Annotated in this window: 13 protein-coding genes; 10 read left to right on the top strand and 3 right to left on the bottom strand. The window is 50.4% G+C overall.

Annotated elements, in window-relative coordinates; translation table 11 throughout:
- Positions 1-7: 7 nt before the first annotated feature.
- The 9 genes from prpB (at position 8) to BFC18_RS07445 (ending at position 13289) form a co-directional block, all read left to right on the top strand.
- Positions 8-886, top strand: a complete 879-nt coding sequence (gene prpB / locus BFC18_RS07485) for a methylisocitrate lyase (protein ID WP_070124860.1) — start codon at positions 8-10, stop codon at positions 884-886.
- A 49-nt stretch (positions 887-935) separates the two neighbouring features.
- Positions 936-2060: a bifunctional 2-methylcitrate synthase/citrate synthase gene (gene prpC, locus BFC18_RS07480; protein WP_070124859.1), complete on the top strand. Its 1125-nt coding sequence runs from the start codon at positions 936-938 to the stop codon at positions 2058-2060.
- A 55-nt stretch (positions 2061-2115) separates the two neighbouring features.
- Positions 2116-4707, top strand: a complete 2592-nt coding sequence (gene acnD / locus BFC18_RS07475) for a Fe/S-dependent 2-methylisocitrate dehydratase AcnD (RefSeq protein WP_070124858.1) — start codon at positions 2116-2118, stop codon at positions 4705-4707.
- A gap of 80 nt (positions 4708-4787) precedes the next feature.
- A complete protein-coding gene (prpF, locus tag BFC18_RS07470) occupies positions 4788-5972 on the top strand; it encodes a 2-methylaconitate cis-trans isomerase PrpF (protein ID WP_070124855.1) in 1185 nt (394 codons plus the stop codon).
- A 231-nt stretch (positions 5973-6203) separates the two neighbouring features.
- Positions 6204-8714, top strand: a complete 2511-nt coding sequence (locus BFC18_RS07465; protein ID WP_070124854.1) for an acylase — start codon at positions 6204-6206, stop codon at positions 8712-8714.
- Between the two features lie 214 nt (positions 8715-8928).
- Positions 8929-11184, top strand: a complete 2256-nt coding sequence (locus BFC18_RS07460; RefSeq protein ID WP_083272964.1) for a winged helix-turn-helix domain-containing protein — start codon at positions 8929-8931, stop codon at positions 11182-11184.
- 187 nt (positions 11185-11371) lie between these two features.
- A complete protein-coding gene (locus tag BFC18_RS07455; protein WP_070124851.1) occupies positions 11372-11635 on the top strand; it encodes a hypothetical protein in 264 nt (87 codons plus the stop codon).
- Positions 11636-11657: 22 nt separating this feature from the next.
- Positions 11658-12542 carry a TraB/GumN family protein gene (locus tag BFC18_RS07450; protein WP_070124849.1) on the top strand — a complete coding sequence of 295 codons (885 nt, stop codon included), beginning with the start codon at positions 11658-11660 and terminating at the stop codon, positions 12540-12542.
- A gap of 186 nt (positions 12543-12728) precedes the next feature.
- Positions 12729-13289, top strand: a complete 561-nt coding sequence (locus tag BFC18_RS07445) for an HD domain-containing protein (RefSeq protein ID WP_070124847.1) — start codon at positions 12729-12731, stop codon at positions 13287-13289.
- Between the two features lie 35 nt (positions 13290-13324).
- Here the strand turns inward: BFC18_RS07445 and BFC18_RS07440 are convergent, their stop codons facing one another.
- Genes BFC18_RS07440 through arcB form a run of 3 tightly spaced genes read right to left on the bottom strand, consistent with a single transcriptional unit; the run spans position 13325 to position 17810 of the window.
- A complete protein-coding gene (locus tag BFC18_RS07440) occupies positions 13325-14896 on the bottom strand; it encodes a PH domain-containing protein (protein WP_070124846.1) in 1572 nt (523 codons plus the stop codon).
- On the bottom strand, positions 14896-15444 hold the full coding sequence (locus tag BFC18_RS07435; protein ID WP_245680357.1) for a PH domain-containing protein: 549 nt from the start codon (positions 15442-15444) through the stop codon (positions 14896-14898). Before BFC18_RS07435 ends, BFC18_RS07440 begins: the two co-directional genes overlap by 1 nt.
- Before the next feature lie 5 nt (positions 15445-15449).
- Positions 15450-17810: an aerobic respiration two-component sensor histidine kinase ArcB gene (arcB, locus tag BFC18_RS07430; RefSeq protein WP_070124844.1), complete on the bottom strand. Its 2361-nt coding sequence runs from the start codon at positions 17808-17810 to the stop codon at positions 15450-15452.
- Between the two features lie 733 nt (positions 17811-18543).
- On the opposite strand from arcB, the gene gltB reads away from it, so the two are divergent.
- Positions 18544-23010: a glutamate synthase large subunit gene (gene gltB, locus BFC18_RS07425; protein WP_070124843.1), complete on the top strand. Its 4467-nt coding sequence runs from the start codon at positions 18544-18546 to the stop codon at positions 23008-23010.
- Position 23011: the final 1 nt, after the last annotated feature.

Genomic DNA, 23011 nt, shown 5'->3' with positions numbered 1-23011 from the left:
TTATTCCATGCACAGTGCAGGCAAGAAATTTCGTCAGGCATTAGCCGACAACAAACCGCTTCAGATTGTAGGCACCATTAACGCCTACTCTGCCATGATGGCGAAGCAAATTGGTCATCAGGCCATTTATCTGTCGGGTGGTGGCGTGGCAAATGCGTCGTATGGCTTGCCGGATCTGGGCATGACATCACTGAATGACGTGCTGGTTGATGTGCAACGCATTACTTCTGCCTGCGATCTGCCGTTGCTGGTGGATATCGATACCGGCTGGGGCGGTGCGTTTAATATTGCCAAAACCATTCGCGATATGGAAAAAGCCGGTGCAGCGGCGGTGCATATGGAAGATCAGGTGGCGCAGAAACGTTGCGGCCACCGCCCGAATAAAGAAATCGTGTCATGTGATGAAATGGTTGACCGCATCAAAGCAGCGGTAGATGCCCGCACCGATCCGGATTTTTTCATCATGGCCCGTACTGATGCATTTGCTCAAGAAGGTTTGGAAAAAGCCATCGAACGAGCAAAAGCTTATGTCGCTGCCGGTGCTGATGGCATATTCGCCGAAGCGATTAAAACCGAAGAACATTATCGCGCCTTTGCCGACGCGCTGGACGTGCCCATTCTGGCGAATATCACCGAATTTGGTCAAACCGAGCTGTGGAACAAACAAGAGCTGGGTGAATGGGGTGCCGACATGGTGCTGTATCCACTGAGTGCGTTCCGCGCCATGAACAAGGCAGCTGAACTGGTGTATCAGTCGATTCTTACTAACGGCGATCAGAAAGCGGTGGTCGATTCCATGCAGACCCGCATGGAGCTTTACGATTATCTCGGCTATCACGATTACGAGCAAACACTCGACAAGCTATTCGCAAAATCAAAAGATTAATAATCACATTTCGTACCTTACACACGATGATAAAATCGGAGACAAGATAATGGCTAAATCACTAAGTGGCGCCGGTTTACGGGGCCAGGTAGCAGGTAAAACAGCGCTTTCTACCGTAGGGAAATCAGGTTCGGGACTTACTTATCGCGGCTACGATGTAAAGGATCTGGCCAATCACTGTGAGTTTGAGGAAGTGGCCTATCTGATCCTCAAAGGCAAGCTGCCGAATAAAGGCGAGCTTGCTGAATACAAAGCCAAACTAAAAAGCATGCGCGACCTGCCTGCTGCGCTAAAAGAAGTGCTGGAGCGCATCCCGAAAGACGCTCACCCCATGGATGTGATCCGCACAGGTTGCTCCATGCTGGGTAATCTGGAAATGGAAAATGACTTCTCCGAACAGGAAGCCGTTACCGACCGCATGCTGGCCTGTTTCCCGAGTATTATCTGTTACTGGTATCGTTTCAGCCACGACGGCGTGCGCATCGACACCACCACCGATGACGATTCCATCGGCGCCCACTTCCTGCACATGCTGCACGGCGAGAAGCCTCGCGAACTGCACGAACAGGTGATGCACGTATCGCTAATTCTGTACGCCGAGCACGAGTTCAACGCGTCTACCTTTACCGCCCGCGTGTGTGCTTCCACCTTGTCTGATATGCACTCGTGCATTACCGGCGCCATCGGCACCCTGCGTGGCCCGCTGCACGGCGGTGCTAACGAAGCCGCCATGGAGATGATTGAAGGCTTTACCTCTGCCGACGATGCCGAAGAAAAAATGATGGGCATGCTGGAACGCAAAGAGAAAATCATGGGCTTCGGTCACGCCATTTACCGCGAGTCTGATCCGCGTAACGAAATCATCAAGGGCTGGTCTGAGAAACTCAGCAAAGATGTGGGCGACGAGGTGCTGTATCCGGTTTCTGTGCGCTGTGAAGCCGTGATGTGGCGTGAGAAAAAGCTGTTCTGCAACGCTGACTTCTTCCATGCGTCTGCCTACAACTTCATGGGCATTCCTACCAAGCTGTTTACGCCAATTTTTGTGATGTCACGACTCACCGGCTGGGCGGCACACGTGATGGAACAGCGCGCTGATAACCGCATTATCCGTCCGTCTGCGGAATACACTGGCGAAGAGTTACGCAGCGTAACTCCTATCGACCAGCGGGACTAGGTGCTGTGGCGGGCCACCACAACGCCCGCCGTTTTGTTGCCGGAGAAGACCAAATATGAATACTGATTATCGCAAACCGCTGCCAGAGGCCGGTTTGGATTACTATGATACCCGTGAAGCAGTGAACAGCATCGAAGTCGGTGCCTATGAAAAACTGCCGTATACCTCCCGGGTACTGGCTGAGAATCTGGTGCGCAAGTGCGATCCTGCCATGCTCAGCGACTCCCTGAAACAGCTAATTTACCGCAAACGGGATCTCGACTTTCCCTGGTTCCCTTCACGGGTGGTGTGCCACGATATTCTCGGCCAGACTGCGCTTGTGGACCTTGCTGGTCTGCGTGATGCCATCGCGGAAAAAGGCGGTGATCCGTCGAAAGTGAATCCGGTGGTACCGACTCAGCTGATTGTCGACCACTCACTGGCGGTGGAACACGCGGGCTTTGAAGAAGACGCCTTTGATAAAAACCGCGCCATTGAAGATCGCCGTAACGACGACCGTTTCCACTTTATCAACTGGACCAAAACGGCGTTTAAAAACGTCGACGTAATTGGCCCGGGCAACGGCATTATGCACCAGATCAATCTGGAAAAAATGTCACCGGTGATTCACGCCCGCGACGGCGTGGCGTTCCCGGACACCCTTGTAGGTACCGACAGCCACACCCCACACGTTGATGCGCTGGGCGTTATTGCCGTAGGCGTCGGCGGCCTGGAAGCGGAAAGCGTGATGCTTGGCCGTGCCTCCTACATGCGATTGCCAGATATCATTGGCGTGGAACTTACCGGTAAACCACAACCAGGCATTACCGCCACCGACATCGTGCTTGCGCTGACCGAATTCCTGCGTAAGGAAAAAGTGGTTTCGTCCTATCTGGAATTTTATGGTGAAGGCGCGTCAGCGCTGACTATCGGTGACCGCGCGACTATTTCGAATATGACACCGGAATACGGTGCCACCGCGGCCATGTTCTACATCGATGAACAGACTATCGACTATCTGAAACTGACAGGCCGTGAAGACAAACAGGTCGAGCTGGTAGAGCAATACGCCAAACTTACCGGCCTGTGGGCAGACGATTTGGAAACCGCTGAATATGAGCGGGTGCTGAAATTCGATCTTTCATCTGTAGGCCGCAATATGGCTGGCCCGTCGAATCCCCATGCCCGTCTTGCCACCAGCGATCTCGCAGTTCGTGGCATCACCGGCAGTGTGGAGCACGATAACGGACAAATGCCGGATGGTGCGGTGATCATCGCTGCCATTACCTCCTGTACCAATACCAGTAACCCGCGCAACGTAATTGCCGCCGGCCTGCTGGCCCGCAACGCCAATGCCAAAGGCCTGATCAGACAGCCTTGGGTCAAAACTTCACTGGCACCAGGCTCCAAAGCCGTGAAACTGTATCTGGAAGAAGCCGGGCTGCTAACTGAACTGGAAAAGCTGGGCTTTGGTATCGTGGCCTTCGCCTGTACCACCTGTAACGGTATGAGCGGTGCGCTGAATCCGAAAATTCAGGAAGAAATTGTTAAACGCGACTTGTACGCTACAGCGGTATTGTCCGGTAACCGCAACTTCGACGGCCGTATTCACCCTTATGCAAAACAGGCATTTCTGGCGTCACCACCGCTGGTTGTGGCTTACGCCATTGCCGGTACCATTCGCTTCGACATCGAAAAAGATGTGCTGGGTACCGACGCAGACGGCAATCCGGTCACGCTGAAAGATATCTGGCCATCCGATGAGGAAATCGATGCCATCGTGAAAAGTGCGGTAAAACCCGAGCAGTTCCGTCAGGTGTATGAGCCAATGTTCGACCTGAAAGTCGATTACGGCAAGGATCTGAATCCGCTGTATAACTGGCGTCCGAAGAGTACGTATATTCGTCGTCCACCCTACTGGGAAGGGGCACTGGCGGCTGAGCGTACCATGAAAGGCATGCGTCCGCTGGCGATCCTGGGTGACAACATCACCACCGATCACCTGTCGCCGTCGAATGCGATCATGGCGTCCAGCGCAGCCGGTGAATACCTGTCGAAAATGGGCGTACCCGAGGAAGATTACAACTCCTATGCGACACACCGTGGTGATCACCTCACCGCTCAACGCGCGACTCTGGCTAACCCGAAACTGTTTAACGAAATGGTGCAGGAAGACGGCAAAGTGGTTCAGGGTTCACTGGCCCGTATTGAGCCGCAGGGCAAAGTGGTGCGCATGTGGGAAGCCATTGAAAACTACATGAACCGCAAGCAGCCGTTGATCATCGTGGCCGGTGCGGACTACGGTCAGGGTTCATCCCGCGACTGGGCCGCCAAAGGCGTGCGTCTGGCCGGTGTGGAAGTGATTGTGGCTGAAGGGTTTGAGCGTATTCACCGCACCAACCTCATCGGTATGGGTGTGTTACCGCTGGAATTCCACGAAGGCATCACTCGCAAAACCCTGGGACTGGACGGCACAGAAACTTACGATGTACAAGGTGATGTATCACCGGGCGCCACGCTGACGCTGGTTATCCACCGCACTAACGGAGAAACCGATAAGGTAGACGTGAAATGCCGTCTGGATACCGCCGAAGAAGTGTCTATCTACTCGGCAGGCGGCGTACTTCAGCGTTTTGCTCAGGATTTTCTTGAGTCTGAAAACGCCTGATAGCCCCGTCATCAGACCGGGCAGCAAAATCTGCTCCGGTCTGATTTTTCCCTTTTCCTGAATAAGGTGAGTACCACACTATGAAATTCGCCCCACAAATCAAAATTCCAGCTACTTATATTCGTGGTGGAACCAGCAAAGGTGTGTTTTTCAAATTAACCGATTTACCGGAAGCGGCGCAGCAGCCGGGGCCGGTGCGTGATGCGCTGTTACTGCGCGTCATCGGCAGCCCGGATCCTTACGGCAAACAAACCGATGGTATGGGCGGCGCGACCTCCAGCACCAGCAAAACCGTGATCCTGTCGAAAAGCGAACAGGAGGACTATGACGTGGACTACCTGTTCGGCCAGGTCGCCATCGACAAGCCTTTTGTAGACTGGTCCGGTAACTGCGGCAACCTGACCGCGGCTGTGGGCGCATTCGCCATCAGCAATGGGCTGGTAAACCCACAAAGCGTGCCGGAAAACGGCATTGCCACGATAAAAATCTGGCAGGTAAATATTGGTAAAGCGATTATCGCTAAAGTCCCTATGACCAATGGCGAAGTGCAGGAAACCGGCGATTTCGAACTCGACGGGGTGACCTTCCCCGCTGCTGAAGTACAGATTGAATTTATTGACCCGGCTGACGGTGAAGGCAGCATGTTCCCCACCGGCAATCTGGTGGACGATCTCGAAGTGCCCGATGTGGGCGTGCTCAAAGCCACCATGATCAATGCCGGGATCCCGACCATTTTTATCAATGCTGACGCTATCGGCTATCAAGGCACTGAACTGCAGGACGCCATTAACAGCGACAGCAAAGCACTGGCCATGTTCGAAACCATCCGTGCCCATGGCGCAGTGAAAATGGGCCTGATTAACAACATCGAAGAAGCAGCTTCCCGCCAGCACACGCCGAAAGTAGCGTTTGTCAGCGGACCGGCTGAGTACGTGTCCTCCAGTGGCAAAGCGATTGCCCGTCAGGACATCGACCTCAATGTACGCGCCCTGTCCATGGGTAAACTTCACCACGCCATGATGGGCACCGCTGCAGTAGCTATCGGTACCGCGGCGACCATTCCCGGTACGCTGGTGAATCAAGCTGCCGGCGGCGGTGAACGCAGCTATGTAGTGTTTGGCCATCCTTCCGGTACGCTGAGAGTAGGCGCGGAAGCACAGTTATATCAGGGTGAATGGCAGGTGAATAAAGTCGTTATGAGCCGCAGTGCCCGTGTGCTAATGGAAGGCAACGTGCGCGTGCCCGGCGACGTGCTGGCAAGCTGAAACAAGACTTACCAATAAATAAAACGCGCTTCGGCGCGTTATTTATCCTCTTTAATTAAGCTTATATTCAATGGCTTGAAGTCCGGGCTCTTTATTTCTTGGCCTGCACATCTCCTTGACGGTATCTATTCGCATTTATATCTGTGTATACTGGCCAGACAAACTTGTGAACATTAAGTTAACCGGTGTGGTTGTTGTTTATAAAAACCGGCAAAGAACGGAGACAACCACATGCCATATTATGGACGATATCCGCATCGCCCCTTTCGATTGCTTTCCCTGCTGACCGTTTCAGCCCTGAGCCTCACCCTCATCACAGCCTGCGACGATGACGACGAAGAGCCTGTTCCTGCCCCGCCGAGTGTCCTGCAAACCTTCGACGATGACGGCGTTCTCGAAGCTAACATCCGCTGGACCACTTATGGCGTGCCGCATATCACTGCAGAGAATCTGGAGAGCCTGTCCTACGGAGTCGGTTATGCGTTTGCCAGAGATAACCTGTGTATTCTGGCCGACCAGATTGTGCGCTATAACTCTCAGCGCAGCCGCTATTACGGTCCCGACCGTGTGCCCGGCAGCGGCGACAGCAGCCACCTGATCAGTGACTTTGGATTCCTCACTATCGGCATCCGCGAAATCGCCGAGGAATCGCTGTCCACCATGAGTGACACCAGTCAGGCCATGTATCTGGGCTACACCGCGGGTTACAACCGTTACCTGGAGGACACCCCGGTGGAGGAACAGGATCCCGCCTGTGCCGGACAGCCCTGGGTGACGCCCATCGATGCCACCGATTTGCTTACCTATTCTCTTGGGGTTGCTGTACTTCCTGGTGCGACGAACTTTTTAAGCGCCATGTTTGTAGCGGCGCCTCCCGGCAAAGACTTTACCCCCGTGCCGGAAAGCGCGAACCTCACGCTGAACATTAATCACACCTCAGCGATTCCCGATACCAACCCGGCAGAACTGGGCTCTAACGGCTGGGGATTGGGAGTAGATAAAACGGAAAACGGCATGGGCATGGTGCTGGCCAATCCGCACTTTCCTCATACCGGCAGTCTGCGTTTCTGGCAGTTCCACACAACCGTACCCGACTTTCTGAACGTTACCGGCGCTTCGCTCATCGGTTTGCCCGGTGCGGTGAATATCGGCTTCAACGACAATGTGGCCTGGACGCATACCTTCTCTTCGGCAGAACACTTTGTGGTGTATCAGCTTTCGCAGGATGAAACTGACTCCAACGCCCAGACCCAACTGATTGACGGCGAAGCCGTGGCGATTGAAGAAAAAGACATGGTAATAGAAGTTGCCGTGGGTGGCGGACAAACCGTGAATGTGCGCAAAACGGCTTACTACACCAATTACGGCCCGATGATAGAGATCCCCGGTAGCTTCGACTGGACCGCTACCCAGGCTTTCGCTATTAAAGACGCGAACCTGCCCAACCTGGATATTCTCGACCACTGGATGGCGATGAATCTGGCCACTACCATGGACGAATTCAAACAGGCCTTTATGGATTATGACGGCGTGATCTTTAACAACACCATGGCTGCGTCCAGCGATGGCCAGGTGTTTTATATTGATGACTCCACGGTGCCTAATCTGTCAGCCACCGCCATTGGCGCGCTGACCACCGTGCCGGAACTGGTGCAGACAAGGGCTGCAGCAGGCTTCACCGTGTTGCCAGGAAACCAGTCGGTATTTGATTTTGACGGCCCGGTGCCTTACGAGGCTGCGCCTAAATACGAAGGCAATGATGCAGTGCAGAACTCCAATAACAGCTACTGGCTGACCAATGTGGATTCGCCCATCACCGGCATCTCGCCGCTTTACGGTGGCGAGAACGACCAGCAGACCCTGCGTTCCCGCATGGGCCAGAAGTTACTTGAGGAAGGCAGCGGCAGTGACGGCCTGTTCACCCCGGATGAAGTGGAAACGCTGTTGATGAGCAACCGCAGCTATCTGGCAGAACAAATCCTCGCCGATGTGCTCGCCATGTGTACCGCACAGGGTGTAACACCTGTCGATGTAGATGGTGAAAGCGTGAGTATAGAGGCGGCCTGTAATGCGCTGGCGCTGTGGGACAGCACCATGAATACCGATAGTGTGGGTGGTCAGGTCTTCCGTGAGTTTGCCTATCAGTTCCAGACCAATCCTCAGTGGGAAGTCGCTTTTGATGCCACTCAGCCACTGACTACTCCATCTGGTCTCGTCACTAATGCCACCACGCTGGAGCAGTTTGCCCGGGCGGTCACCGTGCTTGAAGCCGCTGGCGTAGCACCTGATGCGACACTCGGCGATGTGCAATTTGTGCAGCGTGCCCGTCCTGACGGCACGGCCGATCCAGAGCGCCTGCCCTGGGGCGGCGCCAATAACGTGGAGGGCGGCTTCAACGTGTTCCGTCCGGTGCCAAACACCAGTGGCCTGCTGCCGCAGAACGCTACCCTGCTCCCGCAAATCAGCTATGCGCCACTCAATGATGTGTCTGAAATCAGCGCGGAAGCCGGTGGCTATCGGATTAATTACGGCAGCAGCTGGATGATGGTGGTGAACTTTACCAGCTCCGGCCCAGAGGCGCGCGCCCTGCTTACTTATTCCCAGTCACGGGTTTACGGCAGTGATCACTTCCTCGACCAGACCCGCTGGTACTCTGCCCAACCCGCGCTTCGGCCGGTAGCCTTTACTGAGGATGAAATAGAAGCAGCGAAAATTGAGGAGGTATCACTGGTGTCTCAGTAGACATCCGATTAAAGACGCAAATCATGTAAGTGAAACATCTTAACATCGCCTTATAGTTCAATCGTATTGAGCAGCGCAACAATCACTGCGCTGCTTTTTACTTCTTTATCGTTCATGCATTTCATTACAAATGTGACTTCCAGATTGCCTATTGCCAGCCCCTTTTGGCATACTCGTCAGTCATTAATGGTTCCCACATTCGAATAAGCTTGTCATGGATGAACGCACACAGTCAGGAATGGATCCTGCGCTCTATTCTGAAATACATTTTAACGACTGGGTGATTTACCCGGCTTCAGGCAAACTCGCCCGGCAGTCAACCCCCGTCGAGGCTGAGCCTCTGATTTTCGACCTTCTTCTCTATTTTGTGACCAATCACGACCGCATCGTTTCACGTCAGGATCTGGTGGAGGACGTCTGGAAACAGAATTTTGTTGATGACAACGCAATTAACCGCGCCATGTCGGAACTGCGCAAGCTTTTAAAACCCACACCAGACAGCCCCTCACTGATTAAAACCCATTATAAAAAGGGCTACAGTTTTATCCCTGAGGTCACTTTCGGGCCTGATGCGAAAAGCGATAAGCCGGATGAAACAGCGCACGCAGTGTCGCCGCAACCGGAACCCTTATCAGAGACAACACCTTCTGGAGTGCCGGTTACATCTGAAGAGCAAAAAACAGATAGAGATTCAGAAAACACGCTGCCCGTGCCACAAAGCAAAAAGTCCCGGGGGTGGATAGCGGCTGGCTTTGTCATTTTTGTCGTCGCGCTGGTGACAGGTTTATCTCTGTCAGGTGAATCTGCAGATCCCCTGCCTGGGACTGATTCCGGTGTAACGGATGATGTTCCAACAAAGCAGGTGGTCGCAAGTCGCACAAACATGCTGATAAAACGAGGCCTGACGTTTTCTCCTCACGCAGATGCAAGTAAAACCCTTCTCGCCTATTCTTTTAAAGAACCTGACGAGCGACATCTTTCTATAAATGTTAAAGACTTACGTTCGCAAAGTGAGTTCAGAGTAGCCTCAGGTGAGGGCGATTTATTTCCAGTCGCCTGGAGCGGGAAGCAAAAGCTGATTTATCAGCTACTCAATACCAGCGAAACCGGGCTGGTATGCCAGTACTGGCAAGCTGATTTCACCAAAGGACTCAGTGAACCACAGCATGCCAGACTCTTCGACTGTGACTATCAGACAAACGCTCATGGAAACGTGCTTGCCGACGGGAATACCCTGATCTACACACGCTTTAACTATCGGGATGCGCCGCAAGTAGGTCGTATAGTGGCAAGAAACCTGAAAACACAGAGTGAATATCAGCTTACCTCGCCTTATCTTCAATCTGCAGGTGACTACTATGTCCGTGTATCACCTGACGAACAACAGTTTATCTTTCTCAGAGCGACCAAGTCCGGCACAACCATTATGCACAGTGATATCGATGGAAGTGAGCAGTCTGCAGTATTCAAGGCAAATTACGTGATAGGTTCTGTGGCCTGGAGTGAAGACAGTCAGTCTATTTATTGGCTGGATCCGGACAACTGGCAGATGGAAGCGCTCAATCTGGATACCGGCGCACGCAGTCAGGCTTCCATGGACTTTGACTATAAATTTAATCGCTGGATGAATATAGAAATTCTTGACCAGCAGCGCCTCGTTTTTGCCAACGATTCTGTGGATACCGATATTTTTGCCATTGATATAAACAAAAATGACGCAGCTATTGCAGAGATTGCAGCCACAGACTCCAACGAGCGACAATTTGCACTATTTCCGGACCAATCCAGAGGATTGTTTACCGTGGAAGGTTATCCGGCAACGCTCTGGCTCTACGCCAATGAAACAAGTCGCAAAGTCAGAGATTTACCCTTCGAAATGCCAGACGATCTGGATATTTCCCCGGATGGCAGCCAGATTCTGGTCAGAAGCGGAAGAGCAGTTTACGTGTACGATCGCGACTTTAATCAGACTGATCTGATTGAGTTCGGTCACAGTGTCAGTAGTGTCAGGTGGTTTTCAGAATCCAGTTTTCTTCTTATTGATGCCAGCAATAAGAAAACACAGGCATCGCTCTTTACTATTGCCGACAAGGTAATGACACCGCTCGGTCAACACCGAGCTGTTAGTTGCGTTCGTATCAATGCAGAAAAAATTGCTGTCATTGATGATGTAAATAAGGTGAGCCTGATTGACGTTAATTCGGGAGAAACTGTCCAGCAGCTCTCTCTATCTGATTCCGTATCTCACAAATTTACCGCCGATGAAACCTACGTTTACTACACCAAGAGTGTGAACAAAATTTTTCGACGCGGTTGGAATGATGATAGTACTGAAGAGCACGCAACCACGTTGCCGTCGCACAATATTCGTTCATTACATCAAACAACCACCGGTGACAGCTCACAACTCTTTATTACCGTTGCCAGTCTCGGAACGAACACACTTTATGATGTGAGAATTGAAAAATGAGCATCATAATAGTTTCGTAAGCTTTCATTAAATTCACTTAAAATCAGATAGTTAAAAAATATAAATCAGTAAACAACCTTATCAATGAATAACTAATACTTTCATAAGGGACATCCCGGTTTCCAGCCTCTAATCTTGCTCCTGTCTTCCGGCATCAACGCCACTTAATCACGACAGGAGCACAGACATGACACACATTAATACCATACTCGCCGCTGCGCTGACACTCTCTGTTAGTACCGCCCCCGTATCTGCAGGTTCGGTGGAAAAGGCACAACAGAACAATGCCGACAACGTAGCACTACAAACTCAAAACCCGTCTTCCGAACAGTCGCTGTTTGGCTCCTTTGCTGATGTAATCGAAGAAAAGGTAAACGAAACACTTCAACAGCGTCTGGCTGAAATTGAACACACCGTTATCGATACCATTACTCAATCATTCAAATACTAATACTGGTTAAGGAAAACTACTGATGAAAAACTTTAAATTACGCACTGCAATCTGTGCACTGGGCCTTTTCGCTAATACCGCTTTCGCGGCGGATACCGACACAGACCATTCGTCTGTCTGGAAAGTCAGCAAAGGCGAAGACACGGTTTATGTGGGCGGCACCATTCATATTCTGCCAATAACAGAGTTTCCGCTGCCGTCTCAGTTCATGACGGCTTACGAACAGAGCGATACAGTTATTCTGGAAGCAAAGCTCCCTGATCCCACTGACGCTGCGGCACAGCAGAAGATGATGGCTGCAGCAGCCTATGAAGAAGGTAAGAGCCTGAAGGATACAATAAGCCCCGAAACTTATGCGGCCCTGGAAGAATACTTCGCGCCATTCGGTGCGCCTGTTGAAAAACTAGCAAAACTCAAACCGGGATTTCTCATTGCCGTCATGTCCATGATGGAAGCGCAACGTGTCAGAATGGCTGGTGAAGGTGTAGACAGTTATTTCTCGCAAATTGCTAAACGCGACAGCAAACCCATGGAATACCTGGAAACTATGGAGTTCCAACTTAATATGCTCGCCAACATGGGAGCGGGTGAAGAGGATCGCCTCATTCACGAAAGCTTGGCAATGATGCCTGAGTATAAACAATATCTCGAAGATATTATCTCTGCCTGGCGGGTGGGCGATACCCAAGCATTACGAGATATGACCGTAGATAAAATGAAGCGTGAATCTCCGGCATCTTTCGATGAAATGATGGTACAGCGCAACAAACGCTGGATCAGTCAAATCGAAGCCATGTTCGGCGATGAAGATCAGGAACTGGTACTGGTCGGTGCAGGCCACCTGGTGGGCGACGACAACGTGTTGGAATTACTCGAGGCCCGCGGCTACCAGATTGAAAAACTGTAAGATTTATCCTCCCAAGGACCTTTGAGCCTGCGCTTCGCACAGGCTCTTTTTTGTTTACTCACTGCCCCCTCCTACTGCTGTCAGAGAATTGACGAAAAAACAGGCACGTAATTTGATATCCCTGTTTACAACGACGTAACAACTAGCGTCGACACTCAACACGTTAGCAGGTTTAAGGGGTTACACATGCAGGCACTATTAATTGAAGATGATTTTGTTTCTTCGGCAGCACTCTTCACAGCACGAAGATATGCATTGGCGGGACATCTGCGCCGTCATAATGGCGAATCCTTTATTCATCATCCCCGCGAGCTGGCAAAACTTCTGAGTGGCTTCCCCCATAACCGCGATGTGTTGGCCGCAGCCTGGCTTTCCCGACCACTGCAAGAAGCCTATGCAGACGCAGAAGAAATTGAGGATTGTTTCGGCACTAAAACCGCAGAACTGGCATCGAAACTCGCCGCTTTTAATCTACCGGATAGTTGTTCCTTACCGGCGTTGGCTAAAGTCGAATTTGCCGCTATCCGAAATGCCGGTCCCGTGTTGCAAACCATGGCGTTGGCACACCTTTTTGTACTCGCAAACACAACGGCTGAATACAGCCCTGAAATGTTAGCACCGTTTGCAAAATGGTTGAGGCTACACATTCATACGTTTAATCAGGCAAATACCCGCTTAATTGAAAAAGTCAGTTCCTGGCTGCTTGAAACAGAACAACAGGAGTTTGTACTGGAGGACGCTGGCTGAGCCCGCCTAATGAACTTAGTAAGTTAAGCGTCAGTTTACATCCATGACTGGCGCTTGGTTTCGACTTCCCACAATGCTTTGTCGGCAACGTCTACACAGAATCCATATTGAAGATAGGGAACCACCACATCACCACTGGCCAGCACATAGCGAATGTTCGCCAATCCACGTCGCTGCATCAACACACTTTGTGAAACGCCAACCTGCTGTACCTTGTGTAGCGCGAAGCAATATCTATCAATACCAATGATGCCTTTGCGTACATAACAATGGGTATCGTCTTGCCAAATTCCCCATGCCCGCCAGCGTAAATAAATAAGTAAACAGTGAATAGCCAGTACCGGTATGGCAATGAAGAACAGTTTTAAATCATTATTGGCAAGGCTCAACGCCGTCAAGAAGAGAAACAGCGGCACGGCGGTGAGTGCGATCCAGCGCCCGATAAAACGTTTACTGATTGGTTGATAAGGCGCGTCGTACAGGCAATTGTCTGGCATAGCATCGTCAGCGAGCGCTTGCGCTTCTGGCGTAGTCACCGACGGTACCACCAGTTTATTGGTAGCGTGTAACTCTTGCTCGGGATTAGCACCGGTCTTATTCTGTTCGAAAAAGAAGTTCGCTCGCTTAAGTAGATAATCCAGCCAGTCTTGCTTCACAGAAATCATCTGCACGCGGGTTTCCCGCATACTCACTTCCTGCAAGCTAAACAACCCGGAGCGGCGAATGTAACGGTCGGCTGTACGGGTAAGCGTATAGTTGTAATACACCATGACCGAGCCGCCAACAGAGATTAATGCCATGAGCCCCAAAACAACCATCATGGTTGAAATGACGTACAAGCCCATTTGCCACCACGCTACCTGCTGGTCGGCGAAGAGTGCATCAACAGAAAGCCCGAGTGAATCAACCCAGTCAAAAATAAATCCTGAAATGTCCTGATAAAACGGTGCTGCTGCACCGAGAAAAATCCATACTCGATTGTTCGTTAGCCCATGCAATACCAGATCAAACAAACTGCGACGATTGATCACCCGCTCGTCATCGCTTTGTATTGCGTCGATAGTTGGCGCTGGACCTGTTGCCTCGGTTAGCGGTTCAGACCCAGAATCGGCTTTATTTACAGTCGCACTTGCCAGGATCTCCTGACGCAGAATTTTGGCATCATTCCGGTCTACAGCGACGATTTTAGCTTCTTCTTTTCCTGAACCCGCGGTATCCAGAATCACCACGGTATAGTTGGTAAGGCGATAGTAAAAAGGCTGCTCAATTTTGACATTCTGAATACGCCAGAATGGCAGGTTGAGGTTTCTACGTTTTAACATTCCGCTGCGAATTTCTATGTGCTGATCCAAAATGCGGTATTGATAAAACCAATAATTGACCACGCCACTCACCACAATGATGATCGCAACGAGCACCGCGCCAGGAACGAAATACGGAGAGTCGACAATATCAAATTGATTTGCCGAATAGGCTGCCACCGAAATAAGCACGATGAACTGGCGAACAAACTGAACGATGTTCGAAGCAATGAAATAGATGATCGCAACAGGTGCCAAACGTCGCCAGCTTTTTCCCGTAGCCAGAGAAGTCAGTTCTGCATCCATTAACGTGCTCCGACGTCTTTGTGCTCGAGAATGAATCGACGAATCTTTTGGGCTTGCTCCACGGGAAGGCCTGGAATTTCAAATGTGTGCGCTACGCCACCAGCGGAAAAGACCTGCAATTTTGCCAGCCCGGCCATTCTGTCAACCGGGCCACGTTTTATCTCAATATGCTGTACGCGCAGCACAGGCTGACACGTAACAGAACGAAAGATCAGCCCTTCGCTGAGCGAGATGTCTTGCTCACGTAAAGCGAACTTTATTCGTCGATCGGCGAACCAGTGGTAAAAGAAGATCCAAGTCCAAAAAAAGAGAAGTCCGGCGCAAATAAACGGATAGGCTTGTTGTAAGCCCTCAGGCAATTCAGCAAAAGGCTGAAACCTGATGGCACTGACAACAAGAAGTAGAATACTGAAAATCAATGTGGTGATGATCAGATTCATTTTGCGGTAAGCCGGAGAAACCGGCTCGTAGTAAAGGTTATCGAGCGATGGTAAGGCAGCCGTGTCTAGCTGCCCATTACAAAAAGCACTCCCATCCATGGTTGTCATGACGACTAGTCCTCAATCATCTGTGTATTAAGCCATTCATGCAGGGCTTTCATATCGTGGGCGACGGCCATCTGCAGTTCTTCAACCCAGTCGTGCACATTCTGCCACCACGCAGGATGATCGCCCTGCTGAATCTGATTAGCAATACGCTGAACCCGGGACAGCCCCACTGAACCAGCGGCACCTTTGATTTTATGGGCCTGGGAGCAGACCTCGGATTTTTCATCGGCGCTGAGGCTGAGCTGCAGAATTTCCATATATTCCGGCATTTTGTCCTGGAATACTTTCACGCTGGCGCGGACCATATCTTCACCAATGGTATCTACCAGCATTTGCAGTAATTCGATGTCGAGAATGTTCGTCAGCGCTTTACTGTTATCGGTTTTCTTCGGCTTGTTTTCCACTTCTGTGTGCAGCGGCGCAGCCGGTTCAGTAAACAGGCTGTTGAATACCTCAATCACACGGCTCTTCTTGATTGGCTTGGCGATAACATCATCCATACCATTCTGCAGGTATTCCTCGCGCTTTTTGATCACATTCGCAGTGAGCGCCACCATGGCAGTGCCCATCACCAGATCTTCATCACGCAGTGTATTAGCTACGTCAAAACCGGTCATATCCGGTAACTGGATATCCAGCAGAATAAGGTCGTAATGATTGCTACGTGCCTTATCAATGGCTTCCTGCCCCGTCATGGCCACGTCTACGGTCTGCCCCAGCTTCTCCAGCAGCGCTTTGGCTACCATCACGTTAAGCTCGATGTCTTCCACCAGCAGAATGTTCAAATCGGTTACCAGCAGCTTGGAAACCTGCATGGGCGCTTTTGAAATATGCAGTGGCAGAGTAATTTCGAAACGGGTGCCTTTACCCACTTCACTGGTAACACTGATGTCACCATCCATTAAATCCACCATCTGTTTACAGATAGCCAGACCAATACCGGTGCCGGTAGCAGACTGATGATCAGGATGGTCGACCTGATAGTACATGGCGAAAATTTTGTCGATCTCTGATTCAGGAATCCCCACTCCTGAATCTTCCACCACGTACGTCACCATGGTCATATCGTCTTTCGCTTCCGTCGCAGCTACGCTCAAACGAACATTGCCCTTCTGAGTAAACTTCACTGCATTAAACAGAATATTCCACAGGATCTGTCTAAGGCGTGTTCCATCTACTTCAACCAGTTGTGGCAGCGGCTCCTGAATTTCCGTGACCAGCTCCAGTGACTTATCGGCTGCCAGTAAGCGGATGATACTGGCCAGCTCCTGGGTGAAATCCCGCAGGGAAACTGTTTTCAGGCTTAATTCCAGCTTATCGCGGTCGAGCTTATCAAGGTCGATAATGTCGTTAAAGATATTGCCCAGCGTGATAGCACTCGCATATATGGTGCTGACCCAGCTGAATTGTTCGTCACTGAGGTCGGTATCACGGAGCATCCGGCTCAAGCCAACGATACCGTTAAGCGGTGTTCGTAATTCGTGAGAAATCGTCGCAATAAAGCGGGTTTTGTCAGTGCTTGCTTTCGCAGCGGCATTTTCCGCCTGTTTACGCTCGGTCATATCTCGACCAAATGCCAGCAGACCCAAACGCTTGCCTTCGTTATCAAAGAAAGGTACCCGCTTCATCTCGAAGTAACGACGACGGTCATCAGCAAATCGCAGCCACAGCTCTTCGGTCATGCTTTCATTCGTTTCCAGTACTTCCTGATCAGAAGCGACGATTTGACGGGCCAGTTCTTCTTCGAAAACATCGTGTAAAGTAAGACCAACCAGTTCAGCTTCTGTTTTGCCGGTAAGCATTTCTGCAATGCGGTTACAACCAGCGAAGCGCCCTTCTTCATTACGGTAGTAAATAAGGTCCGGTGACGCATCGATAATGGAGCGTAATAAGGTAGATAAATGTCTGGCTTGCTGCTCAGAATGCGACTTTTCTTCAATTTCCCGTTCGAGATCTTTGAATACCGCTTCGCGATCGTCCTGGGCTTTACGTCGCTGTTCCATTTCATGATTGAGCTGTCGAATGTTGCTTTGCAACTCGCGATTTAGAAACACATCTTCTTCGCGTAGACGCTCAAGTTGGCTAACCACTTCTTTCAGATTAACCCGAGATGTTTCTAACTGTTTTACCAGCTCACTAAGAAAGTACAGCACCCAGGGGGCGGACATCATGGTCAGCACTACCGCGATAATAAAATCGTCAGGCTGAACCTCGTTCCCCATCGCCACACGGATCACGTATGAACCGCCCAAGGTGAATACCAGCGTAACCACAACAAAAAGCATGCTGAGCTTCAGCGTGCCAAAACGTTTGATGAACTGAGCGAACTTTATCGCCCAGGAATCATTTGGTGAGTCTTGATGCATAGCAACCGTACTACAAATAACTAAAACTATAACCTGAAGCACTTATATCACTTTCAGCAGGTAAAACCCACAGGTGTCATAATTATGAGTGCATAATTGTGCGTTGCACTTCCTGTTAGCCAATAAATAATCATCGAAGGACACATTTATATAAAGGAAGCAACTTAACGACATTCGTCGGCTGACTTTGCGTAACGCTCGTCAGGCGCGTATATTAAATAAACAAATACAACTTTTGTGCGGAAGCCTCAGAAATCCGTCAAAACGATATTCATTCAGCCACACCGGACAAAATCATATAATTAACCACATTAACTGAATGAATATTCAATTTCAAAGCTGTAGACAGGGTTCAACTTTAGTATAAACGTACTAAAGCGGTAGATTTTTGAGCGCCAAGCTCAAAATTCAAACAGGCCAATTAAACCCGTAAGCAACTGATAAAAAACAGCTTTATTAAATAAAAGTAAAATTGATGCCGTCATGTCATTTTTATCATTTGATTTTATATTCTAATGTATGTATTTTGTACGGCCCGCTAAGCAATAGTGCATAAAAATGCGGATAACGACTGGCGTCCTACTAATAATAATTAACGACATAAACAGACGCTTGGAGTATGGTTTATTCCTGCTCTGATTTAACGTCTACACGATATTGTTGAGATGCGTGCCCTTCTCGGGTGACGATCCAACACATGCCTTGTCCAGTCGAAGGTTGAAGGAGTTTTAAGATGAGTTTATATAATCCCAATGATTCCCGGGATAACTGTGGCTTTGGTCTTATTGCCCACACTCACGGGGAAGCCAGCCATGAACTGGTGACGACTGCTATCCAGGGCCTGGACAGAATGCAGCACCGTGGTGGTATTGCCGCTGACGGTGTTACCGGTGACGGCTGTGGATTGCTGCTACAGAAGCCGGATGCCTTTTTTCAGGCCATTGCCGATGAGAACGGCTGGAAGCTGAGTAAGAAATATGCAGTAGGCATGATCTTTCTGAGTCAGGATGACGAGCTGGCACAAGCTGCCAGAGAAGTACTCAACGAGGAACTGGAAAAAGAAACCCTGACCGTTGTTGGCTGGCGTAAAGTGCCGGTAAATCACGATATTCTGGGTGAACTGGCATTAACCGGTGTACCGCAAATCGAACAGGTTTTCGTGAACGCCCCTGCGGGATGGCGTAAACGCGACGTAGAGCGTCGTCTGTTTATGGTTCGCCGCCGTGCCGAAAAACGTCTTGAAGAAGACAAAGATTTCTATGTTGCCTGTCTGTCAGGATTGGTAACGATTTATAAAGGCCTGGTAATGCCTAAAGATCTGCCTGCCTTCTATGCAGATCTCGCCGATGAGCGCTTAAAAAGTGCTATCTGTGTTTTCCACCAGCGCTTTTCTACCAATACGCTGCCTAAGTGGCCTCTGGCTCAGCCTTTCCGCTTCCTGGCGCACAATGGTGAAATTAATACCATTAAAGGGAACCGTGACTGGGCAATGGCCCGTACGGGTAAATTCTCTACCCCACTGATTCCTGATCTGAAAGATGCCGCACCTTATGTAAATACAACAGGTTCTGACTCATCTTCTTTAGATAACATGCTGGAACTGTTCCTGGCCGGTGGTATGGACTTGTTCCGTGCCATGCGTCTGTTGGTTCCACCTGCGTATCAAAATAACCAGACCATGGATGAAAACCTGCGTGCATTCTACGAATTTAACTCCATGCACATGGAGCCGTGGGATGGCCCAGCGGGTATCGTACTCACTAATGGTCGCCACGTTGCTTGTAACCTCGACCGTAATGGTCTGCGTCCGGCGCGTTACGTGATTACCAAGAACGGTTTTATTACCCTGGCATCCGAAGTGGGTATCTGGGATTACAACGAATCTGATGTTGTTGAAAAAGGCCGTGTAGGTCCGGGCGAAATGCTTGCAGTGGATACCTATAACGGTAAAATCTGGCGTTCAAATGAAATTGATGCCGATTTAAAAGACCGTCACCCGTATCGCGAGTGGCTTGACAAGCACATCCGTCATTTAACGCCAATCGATCAGATGGACTCTTCACTGCTTGGTAAGCGCGTATTTGATGACGACACCCTGGCGGTTTACCACAAGTTGTTTAACTACAGCTACGAAGAAATCCAGCAGGTTGTTAAGGTACTGGCGAAAGATGGTCAGGAAGCTGTTGGTTCTATGGGTGATGACACCCCAATGGCCGTACTGTCTTCTAAGTCTCGTACCGTTTACGATTATTTCCGTCAGCAGTTTGCGCAGGTGACTAACCCGCCAATCGATCCGCTACGTGAAAACCACGTTATGTCACTGGCTACCTGTATCGGTCGCGAGCAAAACGTATTCAGCGAAACCTCTGGTTATGCCGACCGCGTATTGTTCTCTTCACCTGTACTGGTGTATACAGACCTCAAACAGCTTCGCGAATTCAATCCTGAAAACTACTACTCAGAGAAAGTGGATCTGCAGTATAAGCAGGAAGAAGGTCTGCGTAAGGCCATCGAGCGTATCTGTAACGAAGTGGAGTATCTGGTTAAACAGAAGCGTGCCGCGTTCGTTATTCTTTCCGATCGCAACATCAAGAAAGATCGCCTCACGATTCCTGCCGCTATGGCAACTGGCGCGGTACATCGTCGTCTGGTTGAAAAGGCGCTACGCTGCGATGCTAACATCGTGGTTGAAACCGCCAGTACCCGTGACCCACACCACTATGCCGTGTTGATTGGTCTGGGTGCAACGGCTATCTATCCGTTCCTGGCCTATGAAACCATTGAGCAACTGTGCGAAAAAGGTGAGTTAACCTGTAGCGTAAAAGATGCCGTGCTCAACTATCGCAAAGGTATCAACAAAGGCCTGTACAAAATCATGTCCAAAATGGGCATCAGTACTGTGGCCAGCTACCGTAGCTCGAAACTGTTCGAAGCCATTGGTATCAATCAGGAAGTCATGAATCTGTGCTTTAACGGCGTCCCTTCACGCATTCAGGGTGCCGGATTCGACGACTTCGAACAGGATGCTATCAACCTGTCACGGGTGGCATGGCTGAAACGTAAGCCAATGTCTCACGGTGGTCTGCTTAAATACGTTCACGGTGGTGAATACCACGCCTACAACCCGGATGTAGTAAAAACACTGCAAACCGCTGTAGTATCGGGTGAATACAGCGATTACCAGGTTTATGCAAAGCATGTTAACGAACGTGCACCTTCGCACTTCCGCGACTTGCTGAAACTAAACTCGCCTAACGAAGCTATCGACATTAGCGAAGTTGAAGGGCCGGAGAATCTGTTCCCGCGCTTTGATACCGCCGCAATGTCTATCGGCGCACTGAGCCCGGAAGCGCACGAAGCGCTGGCAATTGCGATGAACCGTTTAGGCGGTCAATCGAACTCGGGTGAAGGTGGTGAACACCCTTCCCGTTTCGGTACAGAAAAGAACTCTAAAATTAAACAGGTGGCCTCTGGTCGCTTTGGTGTAACCCCGCACTACCTGGTTAACGCTAACGTTATTCAGATTAAAGTGGCACAGGGAGCGAAGCCGGGCGAAGGTGGTCAGCTACCTGGTGATAAGGTTAACAAGTACATTGCGCAACTGCGTTTCTCGGTACCAGGCGTAACCCTGATTTCACCACCGCCACACCACGATATTTATTCTATCGAGGATCTGGCACAGCTTATTTTCGACCTTAAGCAAGTTAACCCTACAGCCCTGATTTCAGTAAAACTGGTTTCTGAGCCAGGTGTTGGCACCATTGCAACGGGTGTGGCGAAAGCCTATGCCGACCTTATCACCATCTCAGGTTACGACGGTGGTACCGGTGCAAGCCCACTGACGTCGGTGAAGTATGCGGGTAGCCCGTTCGAATTAGGTCTGGCTGAAACACAGCAAGCGCTGATCGAAAACGGTCTGCGTCACAAAGTACGCGTACAAACTGACGGTGGTCTTAAAACTGGTCTGGACGTCATCAAGGCGGCTTGTCTGGGTGCGGAAAGCTTCGGCTTCGGTACGGGTCCAATGGTTGCGCTGGGATGTAAATACCTGCGAATTTGCCACCTGAACAACTGTGCGACAGGTGTTGCAACTCAAGATCAAAAGCTGCGTGATGAACACTTCATCGGTTTACCGGAAATGGTAATGAACTACTTCAAGTTTATTGCTCAGGAAGTACGTGAAATCATGGCAGCCCTTGGCGTACGTAAGTTCGAAGAACTGGTAGGCCGCACTGAGTTACTGGAAGTGATTGACGGTATTTCAGCGAAACAAAATAAACTGGATCTGTCTCCGCTGCTTGCGACGCCGGTGGAAGGTGAACATACCCGTCTGTTCTGTTCAGAAACCACCAACCAACCGTTGGATAAAGGTGTTCTGAACGCGAAGATGCTTGACGATGCCCGTGAAGCAGTGCGCGACGGCAAAGGTATCCGTTTGAGCTATCCAATCCGCAACACTGACCGTTCTGTGGGCGCAATGTTGTCTGGCGAAATCGCTAAACATCACGGCAACCATGATATGGAAGATGTACCGGTTGAGATTCAATTCACGGGTACGGCCGGTCAGAGCTTCGGCGTATGGAACGCTGGTGGTTTGCACATGCGTATCGAAGGCGACGCTAACGATTACGTGGGTAAAGGCATGACTGGCGGTAAGCTGGTTATCTATCCGCCGAAGAACATTAGCTTCGACGCGCACGACAGTGCCATTATGGGTAATACCTGTCTGTATGGTGCAACCGGCGGTAAGCTGTTTGCAGCAGGCCGAGCCGGTGAACGTTTCGGCGTACGTAACTCTGGTGTAACTGCGGTAGTTGAAGGTATTGGCGACAACGGTTGTGAATACATGACCGGTGGTATCGTTGCAGTACTTGGCCCGGTAGGTGTGAACTTCGGTGCCGGTATGACAGGCGGCTTTGCTTATCTGTACGACGAAAACGGCGACCTTGATGCCCGTGTTAACCCTGAGTTGGTTGAAATCATGGATATCGGTGACAAAGCCATTCTGTCTGAGCACTTACGTGGTTTGATCAATCAGCACTATGAAGAAACTGGCAGCGAGCACTCATTGTCTCTGCTGACGAACTTTGCTGATTCTGTGAAGCGCTTCAAGTTAATCAAGCCGAAAACCAGTGACGTTAAAAACCTGTTGGGCCACATCAGCCGTTCTAGTGACGAGCTGCGGATCCAGGCGCAATAAG

Origin of the sequence: Alteromonas confluentis, assembly GCF_001757105.1 — a bacterium.
In the GTDB taxonomy this organism is placed as follows: Bacteria; Pseudomonadota; Gammaproteobacteria; order Enterobacterales; family Alteromonadaceae; genus Alteromonas; species Alteromonas confluentis.
Note: the sequence above shows the minus strand (reverse complement) of the source record. Positions and strands in the feature narration are given on the sequence as shown.